The organism is Pseudomonas sp. L13 (assembly GCF_009935965.1).
In the GTDB taxonomy this organism is placed as follows: domain Bacteria; phylum Pseudomonadota; class Gammaproteobacteria; order Pseudomonadales; family Pseudomonadaceae; genus Aquipseudomonas; species Aquipseudomonas lactis.
The window spans coordinates 75,277-89,104 of record NZ_QODJ01000002.1 but is presented as its reverse complement, the minus strand read 5'-3'; the positions used below and the strand labels follow the sequence as shown (position 1 = coordinate 89,104).

The 13,828-nt window shown below is 61.1% G+C and carries 12 protein-coding genes; 3 read left to right on the top strand and 9 right to left on the bottom strand.

The annotated features are described in order from the left end of the window. Positions 1–22 precede the first annotated feature (22 nt). A complete protein-coding gene (locus tag DK871_RS02100) occupies positions 23–730 on the bottom strand; it encodes a PolC-type DNA polymerase III (RefSeq protein ID WP_161903818.1) in 708 nt (235 codons plus the stop codon). Further along, entirely contained in the window at positions 727–2,649 is a 1,923-nt protein-coding gene (locus DK871_RS02095; RefSeq protein WP_161903913.1) for a putative nucleotidyltransferase substrate binding domain-containing protein, read from the bottom strand. Before DK871_RS02095 ends, DK871_RS02100 begins: the two co-directional genes overlap by 4 nt. Before the next feature lie 246 nt (positions 2,650–2,895). Between DK871_RS02095 and DK871_RS02090 the strand changes: the two genes are divergently transcribed. Next, entirely contained in the window at positions 2,896–3,342 is a 447-nt protein-coding gene (locus tag DK871_RS02090) for a response regulator (RefSeq protein ID WP_161903817.1), read from the top strand. A 262-nt stretch (positions 3,343–3,604) separates the two neighbouring features. Here DK871_RS02090 and DK871_RS02085 read toward each other — a convergent pair whose 3' ends face one another. Further along, complete coding sequence (locus DK871_RS02085; RefSeq protein ID WP_161903816.1) at positions 3,605–5,782, bottom strand: malate synthase G; 2,178 nt, start codon at positions 5,780–5,782, stop codon at positions 3,605–3,607. 139 nt (positions 5,783–5,921) lie between these two features. Beyond that, positions 5,922–6,146, bottom strand: a complete 225-nt coding sequence (locus tag DK871_RS02080) for a hypothetical protein (RefSeq protein WP_161903815.1) — start codon at positions 6,144–6,146, stop codon at positions 5,922–5,924. Here DK871_RS02080 and DK871_RS02075 point away from each other — a divergent pair. Beyond that, positions 6,145–6,657 carry a glycine cleavage system protein R gene (locus DK871_RS02075; protein ID WP_161903814.1) on the top strand — a complete coding sequence of 171 codons (513 nt, stop codon included), beginning with the start codon at positions 6,145–6,147 and terminating at the stop codon, positions 6,655–6,657. The genes DK871_RS02080 and DK871_RS02075 overlap by 2 nt on opposite strands. 222 nt (positions 6,658–6,879) lie before the next feature. Here DK871_RS02075 and rarD read toward each other — a convergent pair whose 3' ends face one another. The 5 genes from rarD to DK871_RS02050 all read right to left on the bottom strand — a co-directional run bounded on the left by rarD (position 6,880) and on the right by DK871_RS02050 (position 12,619). Next, positions 6,880–7,764 carry an EamA family transporter RarD gene (gene rarD, locus DK871_RS02070; RefSeq protein ID WP_056783927.1) on the bottom strand — a complete coding sequence of 295 codons (885 nt, stop codon included), beginning with the start codon at positions 7,762–7,764 and terminating at the stop codon, positions 6,880–6,882. Between the two features lie 176 nt (positions 7,765–7,940). Beyond that, entirely contained in the window at positions 7,941–8,915 is a 975-nt protein-coding gene (locus tag DK871_RS02065; RefSeq protein ID WP_161903813.1) for a serine/threonine protein kinase, read from the bottom strand. Between the two features lie 165 nt (positions 8,916–9,080). After that, positions 9,081–10,979, bottom strand: a complete 1,899-nt coding sequence (locus tag DK871_RS02060) for a PhoX family phosphatase (protein WP_161903812.1) — start codon at positions 10,977–10,979, stop codon at positions 9,081–9,083. Between the two features lie 79 nt (positions 10,980–11,058). Beyond that, positions 11,059–11,823, bottom strand: coding sequence for a TOBE domain-containing protein (locus DK871_RS02055; RefSeq protein WP_161903811.1), 765 nt, complete (start codon positions 11,821–11,823; stop codon positions 11,059–11,061). Positions 11,824–11,881: 58 nt separating this feature from the next. Then, entirely contained in the window at positions 11,882–12,619 is a 738-nt protein-coding gene (locus DK871_RS02050; protein ID WP_161903810.1) for a ComF family protein, read from the bottom strand. A gap of 92 nt (positions 12,620–12,711) precedes the next feature. Between DK871_RS02050 and bioB the strand changes: the two genes are divergently transcribed. Further along, a complete protein-coding gene (gene bioB, locus DK871_RS02045; RefSeq protein ID WP_014720209.1) occupies positions 12,712–13,767 on the top strand; it encodes a biotin synthase BioB in 1,056 nt (351 codons plus the stop codon). Positions 13,768–13,828 lie beyond the last annotated feature (61 nt).

The following is a 13,828-nucleotide window of genomic DNA, read 5'->3' as shown; positions in this document are numbered from 1 at the left end:
TGGCGTCTGTCGGGTGATGACATTAAAACGATGGCGCCTGTTTGCGCCGTTTCCATTGGGCCAAACGCTCTTGCAGCGCCTGCGGCGTGTCGATCTGTTGCTGCCGCGCACGGCTGAACAGGATCAGCATCAGCTCCGCCGTCGCCAATGCGTCGGCGCTGGCGTGGTGGCGTTCGCCGGCCTGTAGCCTGAAGTGGTTGAGCCAATCATCCAGCCCGGCCTCGCGGATATGCGCTTCAGGGCACAACAGTGGGGCCAGGTCAGCCACATCCAGGAACGGATGGCCCAGGCGAGACCCCAAGCTGTCCTTGAGCGCCCGGCACAGCATGTGTTGATCGAACGGGGCATGAAAAGCCAGCAGAGGGCTGTCGCCCACGAACGCCATGAAATCCAGCAACGCCTCGGCCGGGTCGCTGCCGGCGGCGATTGCACTGGGTCCCAGCCCGTGGATCAGCACACTGGGGCTGAGCTTGGTGTCGGTGCGCTGCAAGGTACGTTCGAACAGTTGGGAGAAATCCACCGCACCGTCTTCGATGACCACGGCGCCGATCGACAGTACCTGGTCGCGGTGAAGGTTCAGGCCACTGGTTTCCAGGTCCACCACCACCCAGCGCTGGCTGCGCAATGGGCCGTTGCCCAGTTCGGCGGGCTTGGGTAACTGCTCCAGGCGCTGCTGTTGCGCAGCGTTGAGCCCAGGCTTTTTGGCGCGCAGCCAGCCAAACAAACTCACAGTTGATACCGCAAGCTCAGGCTGCTTTGCAGGCGTTGGGCCTGGCGCAGGGACTCACGCAGGATGCGCCGGTCCAGGTGGTTGAGGCTGTCGGGGTCGACGCGGTTGGAATAGGGTAGGTTCTCGCGGGTCTGCAATTGATGCTGCTGCATACGGGTCTGCTGGATAAAGTGGTAGGCCTCTTCATAGGCGGCGCCATCCAGGGGTTCGATCACGGCCTTGTCCACCAACTGGCGCAGGCGTTCCAGGGTGTTGTTGGCGTGGATGCCATTGGCCAGGGCCAACAGGCGCGCGCCGTCTACGAAGGGCGTAAGGCCTTGCACCTTGAGATCGAGGGTGGCTTTTTCGCCATTTTTGCGGGTCAGCACGAACTCGCGGAAACGCCCCACCGGTGGGCGGCGTAGCAGCGCGTTCTCGGCCAGCATGCGTTGGAACAAACGGTTATCCGCCACCTGATCGAGAATGCCCTGGCGCAGTTGCTCGCAACCGCGCTCGTCGCCCCACACCACGCGCACGTCAAAATAGATGCTTGAGCTCAGCAGGTTTTCTGGCGTCGCCTCACGAATGAATGCGCCGAAGCGCCGCGCCCATTCCACGCGGGACAAGCACAACTCGGGGTTGCCGGCCATGATATTGCCTTTGCACAGGCTGAAGCCGCACAGCGCCAGGCTTTGGTTGATGTGCTGCGCCAGGGGCAACAAGCGGCCACGAAAGTCGGCGGCTTCGACGGCGTCCTTGGCCTCGAACAGGATGCCGTTGTCCTGGTCGGTGTACAGCGTTTGCTCGCGACGGCCTTCGCTGCCAAAACACAGCCAACTGAAGGGCACGCCGGGGTCGCCTTTTTCCGCGAGGGTCAGCTCGATCACCCGGCACACGGTGTGGTCGTTGAGCAGCGTAATGATATGGGTGATCTGGGTGGATGAGGCGCCATGGGCGAGCATGCGCTCCACCAACTGGCCGATTTCACCGCGAATCGCCACCAGGTTCTCCACCCGGGGCGCGTTGCGGATGGTGCGGGCCAGGTGCACCAGGTCCACACGCTGCAAGGAGAACAGGTCACGCTCGGAGACCACGCCACACAGGCGCTGGTCTTGCACCAGGCACACATGGGCGATATGCCGCTCGGTCATGGCGATGGCCGCATCGAAAGCGCTGTGCTCCGGGCTCAAGTAAAACGGCGCCTGGGTCATGTGCCCGGCAATGCTCTGGCTGAAATCGCTGGTGCCATCGGCGACCACCTGGCGCAGATCGCGCAGGGTGAAGATGCCCAGGGGCGCCTTGTGTTCGTTGACGATCACAATGCTTCCGACCTGCTGTTCGTGCATCAAGGTCACCGCTTCGCGCAACGGTGTGTGCGGGCTGCAGGTGACCGGGTGGCGCATGGCCAATTCACCCAGGCGGGTATTCAAGGAATATTGGGTGCCGAGGGTTTCCACGGCTTTTTGCTGTACCTGCTGGTTGACCTGGTCGAGCAGGCTGCTGACCCCGCGCAAGGCGAAATCACGAAACGGGTTGGACAGCGCGAACAGCTTGATAAAGGCCGGTTTGTTCAATTGCAGGCAAAAGGTGTCTTCAGCGGCTTTGTGTTCTGTACGGGTCGCGCGTTCACCCAGCAAGGCGGCGAGGGGGAAGCATTCGCCGGTGGCGATTTCAAAGGTAGTGTCTGCCGAGTCTGGCCGCTCACCCACGACCCGCCCCTGCTTGACGATATAAAAATGCTCGACCGGGCCGCCCGACGGTTTGAGGATGCTGTCCCCAGGGCCGTAGAAACGCAGCTGGCACTGTTCCACTAGAAAGGCCAGGTGTGCCTGCTCCATCTGGTTGAACGGCGGGAAGCGTTGCAGGAATTGCAGGGTGCCGTGGATGTTCTGCAACACAGCGGTTTTACCCGCCTGTGCGAATGCATCAGCTTTACTCATAACAGTGACCGCAGTGTTTTTGTCATTATCGTGCTGCATGGTCGACTCCTGCGCGGTGGGTGCCCATTGGACGTAAGTCTAGGTCGAGGAATACCGCGCAAAACTAGGGAAAAACCTTACATGACAATCGTCCAAAACCCGTAGAACGCCCACTAGGCAAACTTTCCGACGAAGTGCACATTGATCGCCCTTCCGCAGATGTCTGACGAGTGTGCTGGGAGATTGATGAGAACTGCTGAGAAACGTATGTCCGACCACGATATTTTGAGTGATGCCGAGCGCGAGGCGCTGAGCGCCGTGATGCTGGAGCCCGATTTACCCCCCCAACGCGTATTGATCGTGGACGACGACAAGGACGCGCGTGAACTGTTGGCGGAAATCCTAGGGCTCGACGGTATTCGCTGCATGACGGCCGACAGTGGCGAGGCGGCGTGGGATTTGTTGAAGACAAGCACTTCCATCGGTTTATTGATCACCGACCTGCGCATGGCCCCCAGCAATGGCCTGGAACTGATCCGCCAGGTGCGTGAGTCCACCCGTGCGGCGTTGCCGATCATCATCATGTCGGGGGACGCGGAGGCGCCGGATGTGATTGATGCGATGCATTTGAGCGTGGTGGATTTTTTGCTCAAGCCGATCGATAGCGTGAAGTTGGCGAAGCTGGTGAAGCGGGAGTTAGGGATGGTGCCCTGAGTGTGGGGTGACTGGCCTGGCCTCATCGCGGGCAAGCCCGGCTCCCACATTTGAAATGCATTCCCCTGTGGGAGCTGGCTTGCCTGCGATTCAGGCAACGCGGTCTAACTGATACACCTGATAAAAAAGCCCCGGTCTTTCGATCAGGGCTTTTTTGTGTCTGTAGGAGCGAGCTTGCTCGCGAAGAATGCACAGGCACCGCGTTTGTCCAAGGTGCCTGCGTTATCGTTGACGTTTTTCGCGAGCAAGCTCGCTCCTACCATTACAGGCCGTTCTTGGCCTTGAACTCCCGACGCCTGCGGTGCAACACCGGCTCGGTATAGCCATTGGGCTGCTTGGTCCCTTCAATCACCAACTCCACCGCTGCCTGGAACGCGATGTTGCTGTCGAAATCCGGAGCCAGTGGGCGGTACAACGCGTCCCCGGCATTCTGGCGATCTACCACGGGCGCCATGCGCTTGAGGCTTTCCATCACTTGAGCTTCGTTGACGATGCCGTGGCGCAGCCAGTTGGCGATGTGCTGGCTGGAAATACGCAGGGTGGCGCGGTCTTCCATCAGGCCGACATCGTTGATGTCCGGCACCTTCGAGCAGCCCACACCCTGGTCGATCCAGCGCACCACATAGCCGAGGATGCCCTGGGCGTTGTTGTCCAGCTCGTTGCGGATCTCTTCTTCGGACCAATCGGTGTTGCTGGCCAAAGGAATGGTGAGGATATCGTCCACCGAGGCGCGCTCGCGCTTGGCCAGTTCGGCCTGGCGGGCAAACACATCAACCTTGTGGTAGTGCAACGCATGCAGGGCCGCGGCGGTCGGCGACGGTACCCAGGCGGTGTTGGCGCCGGCCAGTGGGTGAGCGATTTTCTGTTCGAGCATCGCCGCCATCAGGTCGGGCATGGCCCACATGCCTTTACCGATCTGTGCACGACCTTGCAGGCCGGTGCTCAGGCCGATATCGACGTTCCAGTTCTCATAGGCGCCGATCCATTTTTCCGCCTTCATGGCCGCCTTGCGCACCATCGCGCCGGCTTCCATGGAGGTGTGGATTTCATCGCCGGTGCGGTCGAGGAACCCAGTGTTGATAAACACCACACGCTCGCTGGCCGCCTTGATACAGGCCTTGAGGTTGACCGTGGTGCGGCGCTCCTCGTCCATGATCCCGACCTTGAGGGTGTTGCGCGCCAGGTTCAGCACCTCTTCGATGCGACCGAACAGTTCGTTGGTGAACGCGGCTTCTTCCGGGCCGTGCATCTTCGGTTTCACGATGTACACAGAACCGGTACGGCTGTTCTTGCGGGTGTTGTTGCCGTTGAGGCTGTGGATCGCCGCCAGGCTGGTGATCAGGCCGTCGAGGATGCCTTCGGGCACTTCGTTGCCGGCTTTATCGAGGATCGCATCGATGGTCATCAAGTGGCCAACGTTGCGCACGAACAACAGCGAACGGCCGTGCAGGGTTACGTCGCTGCCATCCACGCCGGTGTAGACGCGGTCAGGGTTCATGGTGCGGGTGAAGGTCTGGCCGCCCTTGGCCACTTCTTCGGCCAGGTCGCCCTTCATCAGGCCGAGCCAGTTGCGGTAGATCACCACTTTGTCATCGGCGTCCACGGCGGCCACGGAGTCTTCGCAGTCCATGATGGTGGTCAGCGCAGCTTCCATCAGCACGTCTTTGACGCCGGCAGCGTCGGTCTGGCCGACCGGGGTGCTGGCGTCGATCTGGATCTCGAAGTGCAGGCCATTGTGCTTGAGCAAGATTGCAATCGGCTCGGCCGCAGGGCCCTGGAAGCCGATCAACTGGGCATCGTCACGCAGGCCGCTGTTGTTGCCGCCTTTGAGGCTGACGATCAGCTTGCCATCGACGATCTTGTAGCCGGTGGAATCGACGTGGCTGCCGGCGCTGAGCGGCGCAGCTTCGTCGAGGAAGGCGCGGGCGAAGGCAATCACCTTGTCGCCACGCACTTTGTTATAGCCCTTGCCCTTCTCGGCGCCGTTGGCTTCGCTGATGGCGTCGGTGCCATAGAGCGCGTCGTACAGCGAGCCCCAGCGCGCATTCGAGGCATTGAGGGCGAAGCGGGCATTCATCACCGGCACGACCAGCTGTGGGCCGGCCATGCGTGCGATCTCGTCATCGACGTTTTGGGTCGAGGCCTGGAAGTCTGCGGCTTCTGGCAGCAGGTAGCCGATGTCTTGCAGGAAGGCTTTGTAGGCCACCGGGTCATGGGCCTGGCCCGCGTGGGTCTGGTGCCAGGTATCGATCCGCGCCTGGAAGTCGTCGCGTTTGGCGAGTAGGGCTTTGTTCTTCGGAGCCAGGTCATGGATGACCTTGTCGGCACCGGCCCAGAACTGGTCGGCAGTGATGCCGGTACCGGGAATGGCTTCGTTGTTCACGAAGTCGAACAGGACTTTGGCGACCTGCAGGCCACCGACTTGAACGTGTTCAGTCATTGCTTGCCTCACTCTGCGGAGCTTATGCGCTTTTTCAGATTTTCATTATGTAGTGCACGGTTGGGCATACTACATGATGACTTGCGGTTGTGAAAATTAGACTAAATACGTCGTTTAGCGACCCACTTTGGTCGTACGGTCACAGCGGAGAACCGGATGTTCTCAAAAAACTATGAGATTGTTCCAGATAAATATCAAAATGGTACACGATTTGTCTTCGAGCGACCGCGCGTCCACTTTGTAGGAGCGAGCTTGCTCGCGAAAAACCTGAGAGCACCGCAAGTGTCAGTTTTTTCGCGTTATCGTTGACGACCTTCGCGAGCAAGCTCGCTCCTACAGGAATAGCACCGAGGTATTTCGCCATGGACCATCTTGTACTCACTATTATCGCCGCCGACAAACCCGGCCTGGTTGAACGCATCGCACAGAACATTGCCACCCACGGCGGTAACTGGCTGGAAAGCCGCATGGCGCACATGGCCGGGCAGTTTGCCGGGATCCTGCGGGTGAGCGTGCCGAGCGAGCAGCGCCAGGCATTGGTGGGATCGTTGGAGGATTTATCCACCCACGGCATTCGCGTGTTGGTGGGTGAGGGCAGCAGCGGCCAGGCATCAGCGTCCAAGCCGATCCTGATGACCCTGGTGGGCAATGACCGCTCGGGCATCGTGCGTGAGATCACCGCGCTGTTGAGCCAGCAGGGTGTCAACCTGGAACGCCTGAGTACCGATGTGCGCCCGGCGCCCATGAGTGGTGATCCGCTGTTCAACGCCGAGGCGTTGTTGCAAGTGCCGGCCACGCTGTCGCTGGAAACCTTGCAAGAGGCTCTGGAAACCCTGGCCGATGACTTGATGGTGGAGTTGCGTCAGGAAGAATAAAGATCCATAAGGTTATGCATCGAAATCTTGCATGGGCCTGTGGATAACCTGTAGAGACCCGACGCCAGGCCACGCCCGCCGGGCATCTGCGCAAGTTGAGCAAAAAACGAGCAGTTTCAAGGGCTTGTGCACAAATGGCGGGGATCAGGTTGTGGATAACCTTGGGGTGGAACGCTGCAAGCCCCGAATGCTGTGGCTTGCAGAGGTTTGTACGTTATTTGATCAGCGTTTGCGCACGGTCAGCCAGGCATCCAGGCTGTACACCACCAGCCCGGCCCAGATGAAGGCGAAGGCAATCAACGTGCTCGGCGCCAGGTGTTCACCGAACAACAGCACGGCTTCGAGCAACACCAGCGTCGGCGCCACATACTGCAAAAAGCCCAGGGCGGTGTAGGGCAAATGCCGTGCAGCGGCGTTGAAGCACACCAAGGGAATTAGCGTCACCGGGCCTGCGGCCACCAGCCACCAGGCTTCGGAGGTGCTCCAGAACGCCAGTTGCGCGCTGTGGGCGGTGGGGTTGAACAGCAACCAGGCGATGGCAATGGGTACCAGCATCCAGGTTTCCACCACCAGCCCTGGCAGCGCCTTGACCGGCGCCTGCTTGCGGATCAAACCGTAGAAGCCGAACGTCAGCGCCAGCGCCAACGACACCCACGGCAGGCTACCGACCTGCCACACCTGCTGCGCCACACCCGCCGCAGCCAACCCGACAGCCACCCACTGCAAACGACGCAGGCGCTCGCCGAGGATCAGCATGCCCAGCAGCACATTCACCAGTGGGTTGATGTAGTAACCCAGGCTGGCTTCAAGCATGCGCCCGGTGTTCACCGACCACACATAGGTCAGCCAGTTAGCGGCAATCAACGAACCACTGAGGGCCAGGATCGCCAGGCGCTTGGGGTTGTCGCGCAGTTCGCGAAACCAGCCGGGGTGTTTCCACACCATCAGCAACAGCCCACCGAACAGTGCCGACCACAACACGCGGTGCACGATGATCTCGGCGGCGGGCACGCTGGCGATGGCTTTGAAGTAGAGCGGGAACAGACCCCAGATGACATAGGCGCTAAGGCCCAGGATGTACCCCTTGCGAGGGTTGGCGGCTTGCATTGCAGAATCCTTGCTTAGGCAGCTAACAAAGCGCAATTGTAAGGATATTTGTCAAACAAAGGGCGCCGCTTTTTGGTGGGAGCTGGCTTGCCTGCGATGCAGACGACTCGGTGTATCAGTGACACTGAGTTGATGCCATCGCAGGCAAGCCAGCTCCCACAGGAGGTAGGGCCAGGTCAGAAGAGTTTCAGCGGTTCTTCATTGAGCGCCGACAGTTGCTCGCGCAACGCCAGCACCTGGTCGCCCCAATACCGCTCGCTGCCAAACCACGGAAAGCTACGGGGGAATGCGGGGTCGTCCCAGCGTCGCGCCAGCCAGGCACTGTAGTGCATCAGGCGCAGGGCGCGCAGTGGTTCGATCAGCGCCAGTTCGCGGGGGTCGAAGTCGTGGAATTCCTGGTAGCCATCCATCAGCTCCGAGAGCTGGCCCAGGCATTCCTGGCGGTCGCCGGCGAGCATCATCCACAGGTCTTGCACCGCCGGGCCCATGCGGCAGTCATCCAGGTCGACGATATGGAACATCTCGTCGCGGCACATCATGTTGCCGGGGTGGCAGTCGCCGTGCATGCGGATGTTTTTGTGCGGGGTGGCGGCATACACGTCTTCCACCCGCTTGAGCAGGTCGCGGGCCACGGACTCGTAGGCCGGCAACAGGCTTTTGGGAATGAAGTTGCCTTCAAGCAAGGTGGTGAGGGAGTCGTGACCGAAATTTTTCACCCCCAGGGCTTCGCGGTGTTCGAACGGGCGGGTGGAGCCCACCGCGTGCAAACGCCCGAGCAGTTGCCCAAGCCGATAAAGCTGATCGAGGTTGCCCGGCTCCGGCGCGCGGCCGCCACGGCGAGGAAACAGGGTGAAGCGGAAACCTGCGTGTTCGAACAGGCTCTCGCCGTTGTGGACCAACGGGGCGACCACCGGTACATCGCACTCGGCCAGTTCGAAGGTGAAGCGGTATTCTTCCAGGATCGCCTCGTTGGTCCAGCGCTGGGGACGATAGAACTTGGCGATCAGCGGTTCGGCGTCTTCGATGCCCACTTGGTACACGCGGTTTTCGTAGCTGTTGAGCGCTAGAACTCGCGCGTCGCTGAGGAAACCGATGCTTTCGACGGCGTCGAGCACCAGGTCTGGGGTGAGTGTTTCAAACGGGTGGGCCATGCGAACTCCTGCGCGCAGCAGGGCGCCGCGTCCGGCCGGGTATGGTAACGCTGTAGGAGCGAGCTTGCTCGCGAAAAACCAGAGAGCGGCGCGGGGAGTCAGGTTCCCTGCGTTATCGTTGACGGTCTTCGCGGGCAAGCCCGCTCCTACAGGGATAGCGGCCTATCAGGCGCCTACGATCCCGCCATCGTCCCGCCGAATCGCTATCACCGACGACCGCGGCTTGCCGTTGGGCAGGTGTTCCGGCCAGGTCGAACCTCCGGTTTCACCCGGATGCTGAATGCCCACGAACAGCGTCTTCTGGTCCGGCGAAAAACTGATCCCCGTCACCTCACACGCCACCGGCCCCACCATGAAGCGACGGATTTCACCGGTGCTCGGGTCGGCACACAGCATCTGGTTATTGCCCATGCCCGCAAAGTCGCCAGCGTTGCTGTAGTCGCCATCGGTGAGGATCCACAGGCGCCCGGCTTTGTCGAAGCCCAGGCCGTCGGGGCTGTTGAACATGTTTTGCGGGTTGATGTTGGACGAGCCGCCCTTGGGGTTGCCGGCATGTACGCCGGGGTTGCCGGCCACCACGAACAGGTCCCAGGTGAAGTCCGTGGCACCGTGGTTATCGGCGTCGGCTTTCCAGCGCAGGATCTGGCCGTAGACGTTTTTCTCCCGTGGGTTGGGGCCGCCCACCGGCTGGCCCTCTTCGCCGCGCTTGGCGTTGTTGGTCAGGGTGCAATAGACCTGGCCGTCGGTGGGGCTGACCACGATCCATTCCGGGCGGTCCATGCGTGTGGCTTTCACCACGCTGGCGGCCAGGCGCGCGTGAATCAGCACCTCGGCCTGGTTGGCGAAACCGCTGCTGGCGTCGATGCCGTTTTTGCCATGGGTGAGTTCAACCCACTGGCCTTTGCCCTTGGGGTGGTCGGCGTTGCCGTCGCCCGCGTCGAAGATCGCCACGTACAAGGTGCCGTGGTCGAGCAGGTCTTTATTGGCCTTCGGGTTGTTGTGGTTGATCTGATCGCGGCTGATGAACTTGTAGATGAATTCACCGCGTTCATCGTCGCCCATGTACACCACGGCGCGGCCATCACGGGTTTCGGCGAGGGCCGCGTTTTCGTGTTTGAAGCGGCCCAGGGCCGTACGCTTGACCGGGGTGGACTGCGGATCGAACGGGTCGATTTCCACCACCCAGCCATGGCGATTGAGTTCGTTGGGGTTCTTGGCCATATCAAAGCGCGGGTCGTGCTGGTGCCAGTTGATGTCCTTGCTGGCGGCCACCACGCCGTAGCGCTTCTGCCCGGCGTCGAAGGTTTGCTGCGGGTTGCTGCTGCCGAAGCAGTCGGTAAAGTTTTCTTCGCAGGTCAGGTAAGTGCCCCACGGAGTCTTGCCGTTGGCGCAGTTCTGGAACGTGCCGAGAACTTTTTTGCCGGTCTTGTCGGCGCTGGTTTTCAGCCAATCATGGCCGGCAGCAGGGCCGCTCAAGCGGATCGGTGAATTGCCGTGGATACGCCGGTTGTAGCGCGAGTCCTGGACGAACTGCCAGGTATTACCCTTGCGCTGTACTTCGATCACCGACACGCCTTCGCTGGCCAAGGCCTTGCGCACGTCTTCGGCAGACTGTGGCGCGCCGCCGTGGGCGTAGAGGTAGCGATAGTTGGTGTATTCGTTGTTGATCGCCATCAGTGCGCGGTTGTCGTCGCCCGGGAATGCAAACAGGCTCATGCCGTCGTTGTTGTCGCCGAACTGTTGTTCCTGGGCCTTGGCGGTGCCATGGCCGGACGGGTCGAAAGCCGGGGCGTGCTTGTGCAGGGGCTGGCCCCAACTGATCAGCACCGAAGCGCTGTAGCCCGGTGGCAGGGTGATGGTATCGCTGGTGGCAGCGGCAATGCTGGTGAACCCGAGCAGCGGGCTGGCGGAAGCGGCATTCACGGCCAGGGCGCTACGACTCAGCAGGTTACCGCCGAGGAACATCGCGGCGCCGCACAAGGCGCCTGCGCCGATAAAGCGACGGCGGGTCAGGCCGACCATCTGTTCAAGGTCGGTGGCTTGGTTTTCTTCTAATAGGCTCATCACAGGCTCCTTAAGGTTTTTGCAGACACCTTAAGCAGCGCTTGTGACCGAATTGTTGCAGCTTGAAGACGCGGGCCCGTTACACCGGGGTGCCGAGCAAAACATGGCTGGGTGCAAACTGCACGCGGATCGGCTGGCCCTGCGCTGCGTCGATGGCCTTGAGTGCGACGGGCTGCGCCAGCGCGCACAACACTTGCCCGTTGGGCAGGGCGATACGCACCTCGCTGGGGCCGTCTTCGGCGGCGAGAATGGTCTCGATCACACCGCTCATACAATTGTGTCCAAGTGTTTCGGCTTGCCCGGTCGCCAGTAATTCAAGCCATCCGGCCTTGATCAGGGCGACCACTTCCACGCCGGTCTGCAGTTCCAGGCGCAGGGTGCTGTCGTGTGTAATCTGTGCATCGAGGTGCAGGCCGCCGGCCAGTTGCAGGCGGATCATGTCGTTGTGGCCATGGCTCTCTATGGCGCTGACCTGGCCGTGCAATTGGTTGCGCGCGCTGGTGCGCAGCATCAAGCGGCCCAGCAGGTTGAAGTCGCTGGCCGCTTCGTCCGAGCCAAGGATCTCGGCCTGTAGCAGTTGCAGGCGCTGATAAAGACGCAGCACCCGTTCACCTTCTTGCGTCAGTGTGGCGCCGCCACCGCCCTTGCCACCGACGCTGCGTTGCACCAGCGGTTTTTGCGCCAGGTTGTTCAGCTCATCAATGGCGTCCCAGGCGGCCTTGTAACTCAACCCGGCACTCTTGGCCGCACGGGTGATGGAGCCCTGCTCGGCGATGTGCCCCAGCAAGGCAATACGCTGGGGGCGGCGGATGATGTGTTGGTTGAGAGGGCTGGGCACAGACATGGCAGATACGCTTGGGTGAGATGCGCCGACGTTGCCGCGCTGGCGCGTGGGAGTCAAGTCAGCTGCCGGGTTTGGGCGTACGGGCCAGGCAATACACATCCACCTGGCGGGCGCCGGCATTTATCAACAAGCGCGCCAGGCTGTGGGCCGTGGCGCCGGTGGTGAGGACGTCGTCTACCAGCGCCAGATGTTGCCCGGCAACCTGGATGCCGGGAGCCAGGGCGAAGGCGTTGAGCAGGTTGCGTTTGCGGGTTTTGGCATCGAGGTCTTGCTGCGCCACGGTTTCGTGGGGGCGTAACAGCGCGTGTTCATCAAAGGGAATGTCGAGGGCGTGACTGAGCCAGCGGGCCAGCATCAACGCTTGATTAAAACCGCGTTCGCGCAGGCGTTTACGCGCCATGGGCACCGGCAGCAGGCAGTCGGGGCGCTCCAGTTCGGCGTTATCGAAGCGATGCTGCAAATGCTGCCCCAGCAGGCGCGCCAACAGGTGCCCCAGCGGCCAACGCGCCTGATGTTTGAAGCGGCTGATCAGGGTGTCCACGGGAAAGCTGTAGGTCCATGGCGCGACCACCTGGTGAAAGGCCGGTGGCTGTTTTTGGCACTGGCCGCAGATCAACCCATCCATGGGTAAGGACAGTGCGCAGCGCTCGCATTGTTCCATCAGCCATGGCAATTCTGTTTCGCAGGCGCTGCACACGGCCTCGGATGATTCAGTGCTCTCATCGCAAATCAGACAAGGTTGTATGCTTTTTAACCAGATGTAAACTTGGTGTTTGTACTCAGGTTGACAGTGCATGAATCTTCCTTAAATATGCCGAGCATCCGTGTCGTGCCTGTGGGTATTGCCCTTCCCACAGCGCTTGCCAAAGCATAATCAAGGAATCGCCCATGAGCGCCAGCACCTCTGCCACCCTGCGTCACGATTGGTCTTTAGCTGAAGTCAAAGCCCTGTTCGTGCAGCCCTTCAACGACCTGTTGTTCCAGGCGCAGACCGTGCACCGCGCGCATTTCGACGCCAACCGCGTGCAGGTGTCGACGCTGCTGTCGATCAAGACCGGCGCCTGCCCGGAAGATTGCAAATATTGTCCGCAGTCGGGCCACTACAACACGGGCCTGGAAAAAGAGAAGCTGATGGAGGTGCAGAAGGTCCTCGAAGAGGCCGCACGTGCCAAGGCCATCGGTTCGACGCGTTTCTGCATGGGCGCGGCATGGAAACATCCGTCGGCCAAAGACATGCCCTATGTGCTGGAAATGGTCAAAGGCGTGAAGGCCATGGGCCTGGAAACCTGCATGACTCTCGGTCGCCTTGACCAGGACCAGACCGAAGCCCTGGCCCAGGCCGGCCTGGACTACTACAACCACAACCTCGACACCTCGCCGGAGTTCTACGGTTCGATCATCACCACCCGCACCTACAGCGAGCGCCTGCAAACCCTGGCGTACGTGCGTGACTCGGGGATGAAGATCTGTTCGGGCGGCATCCTTGGCATGGGCGAGTCTCTCGACGACCGCGCCAACTTGCTGATCCAGTTGGCCAACCTGCCGGAGCATCCGGAATCGGTGCCGATCAACATGCTGGTGAAAGTGGCGGGCACGCCATTGGAAAACGCCGATGACATCGACCCCTTCGATTTCATCCGCATGCTGGCGGTGGCGCGCATCCTGATGCCGCAGTCCCACGTGCGCCTGTCGGCTGGCCGCGAAGCCATGAATGAGCAGATGCAGGCCCTGGCGTTTTTTGCCGGCGCCAACTCGATCTTCTACGGCGACAAACTGCTGACCACCGCCAACCCCCAGGCTGACAAGGACATGCAACTGTTCGCACGCCTGGGCATCCTGCCCGAAGCCCGTGAAGAGCATGCCGATGAAGTGCATCAGGCGGCGATCGAGCAGGCGTTGGTGGAGCAGAAGAGCAGCGAGCAGTTCTACAACGCTGTGGTGTAACCACCTTTGGAATGCATTCCACTGTGGGAGCTGGCTTGCCTGCGATGACGGCGGCACTTTC

What these genes read in the sequence shown, in the direction of transcription:
- DK871_RS02095 (WP_161903913.1), bottom strand. Translation starts at nt 2,649, where the DNA reads ATGAGTAAAGCTGATGCATTCGCACAGGCGGGTAAAACCGCTGTGTTG.
- DK871_RS02090 (WP_161903817.1), top strand. Translation starts at nt 2,896, where the DNA reads ATGTCCGACCACGATATTTTGAGTGATGCCGAGCGCGAGGCGCTGAGC.
- DK871_RS02085 (WP_161903816.1), bottom strand. Translation starts at nt 5,782, where the DNA reads ATGACTGAACACGTTCAAGTCGGTGGCCTGCAGGTCGCCAAAGTCCTG.
- DK871_RS02075 (WP_161903814.1), top strand. Translation starts at nt 6,145, where the DNA reads ATGGACCATCTTGTACTCACTATTATCGCCGCCGACAAACCCGGCCTG.
- DK871_RS02080 (WP_161903815.1), bottom strand. Translation starts at nt 6,146, where the DNA reads ATGGCGAAATACCTCGGTGCTATTCCTGTAGGAGCGAGCTTGCTCGCG.
- rarD (WP_056783927.1), bottom strand. Translation starts at nt 7,764, where the DNA reads ATGCAAGCCGCCAACCCTCGCAAGGGGTACATCCTGGGCCTTAGCGCC.
- DK871_RS02065 (WP_161903813.1), bottom strand. Translation starts at nt 8,915, where the DNA reads ATGGCCCACCCGTTTGAAACACTCACCCCAGACCTGGTGCTCGACGCC.
- DK871_RS02060 (WP_161903812.1), bottom strand. Translation starts at nt 10,979, where the DNA reads ATGAGCCTATTAGAAGAAAACCAAGCCACCGACCTTGAACAGATGGTC.
- DK871_RS02055 (WP_161903811.1), bottom strand. Translation starts at nt 11,823, where the DNA reads ATGTCTGTGCCCAGCCCTCTCAACCAACACATCATCCGCCGCCCCCAG.
- DK871_RS02050 (WP_161903810.1), bottom strand. Translation starts at nt 12,619, where the DNA reads ATGCACTGTCAACCTGAGTACAAACACCAAGTTTACATCTGGTTAAAA.
- bioB (WP_014720209.1), top strand. Translation starts at nt 12,712, where the DNA reads ATGAGCGCCAGCACCTCTGCCACCCTGCGTCACGATTGGTCTTTAGCT.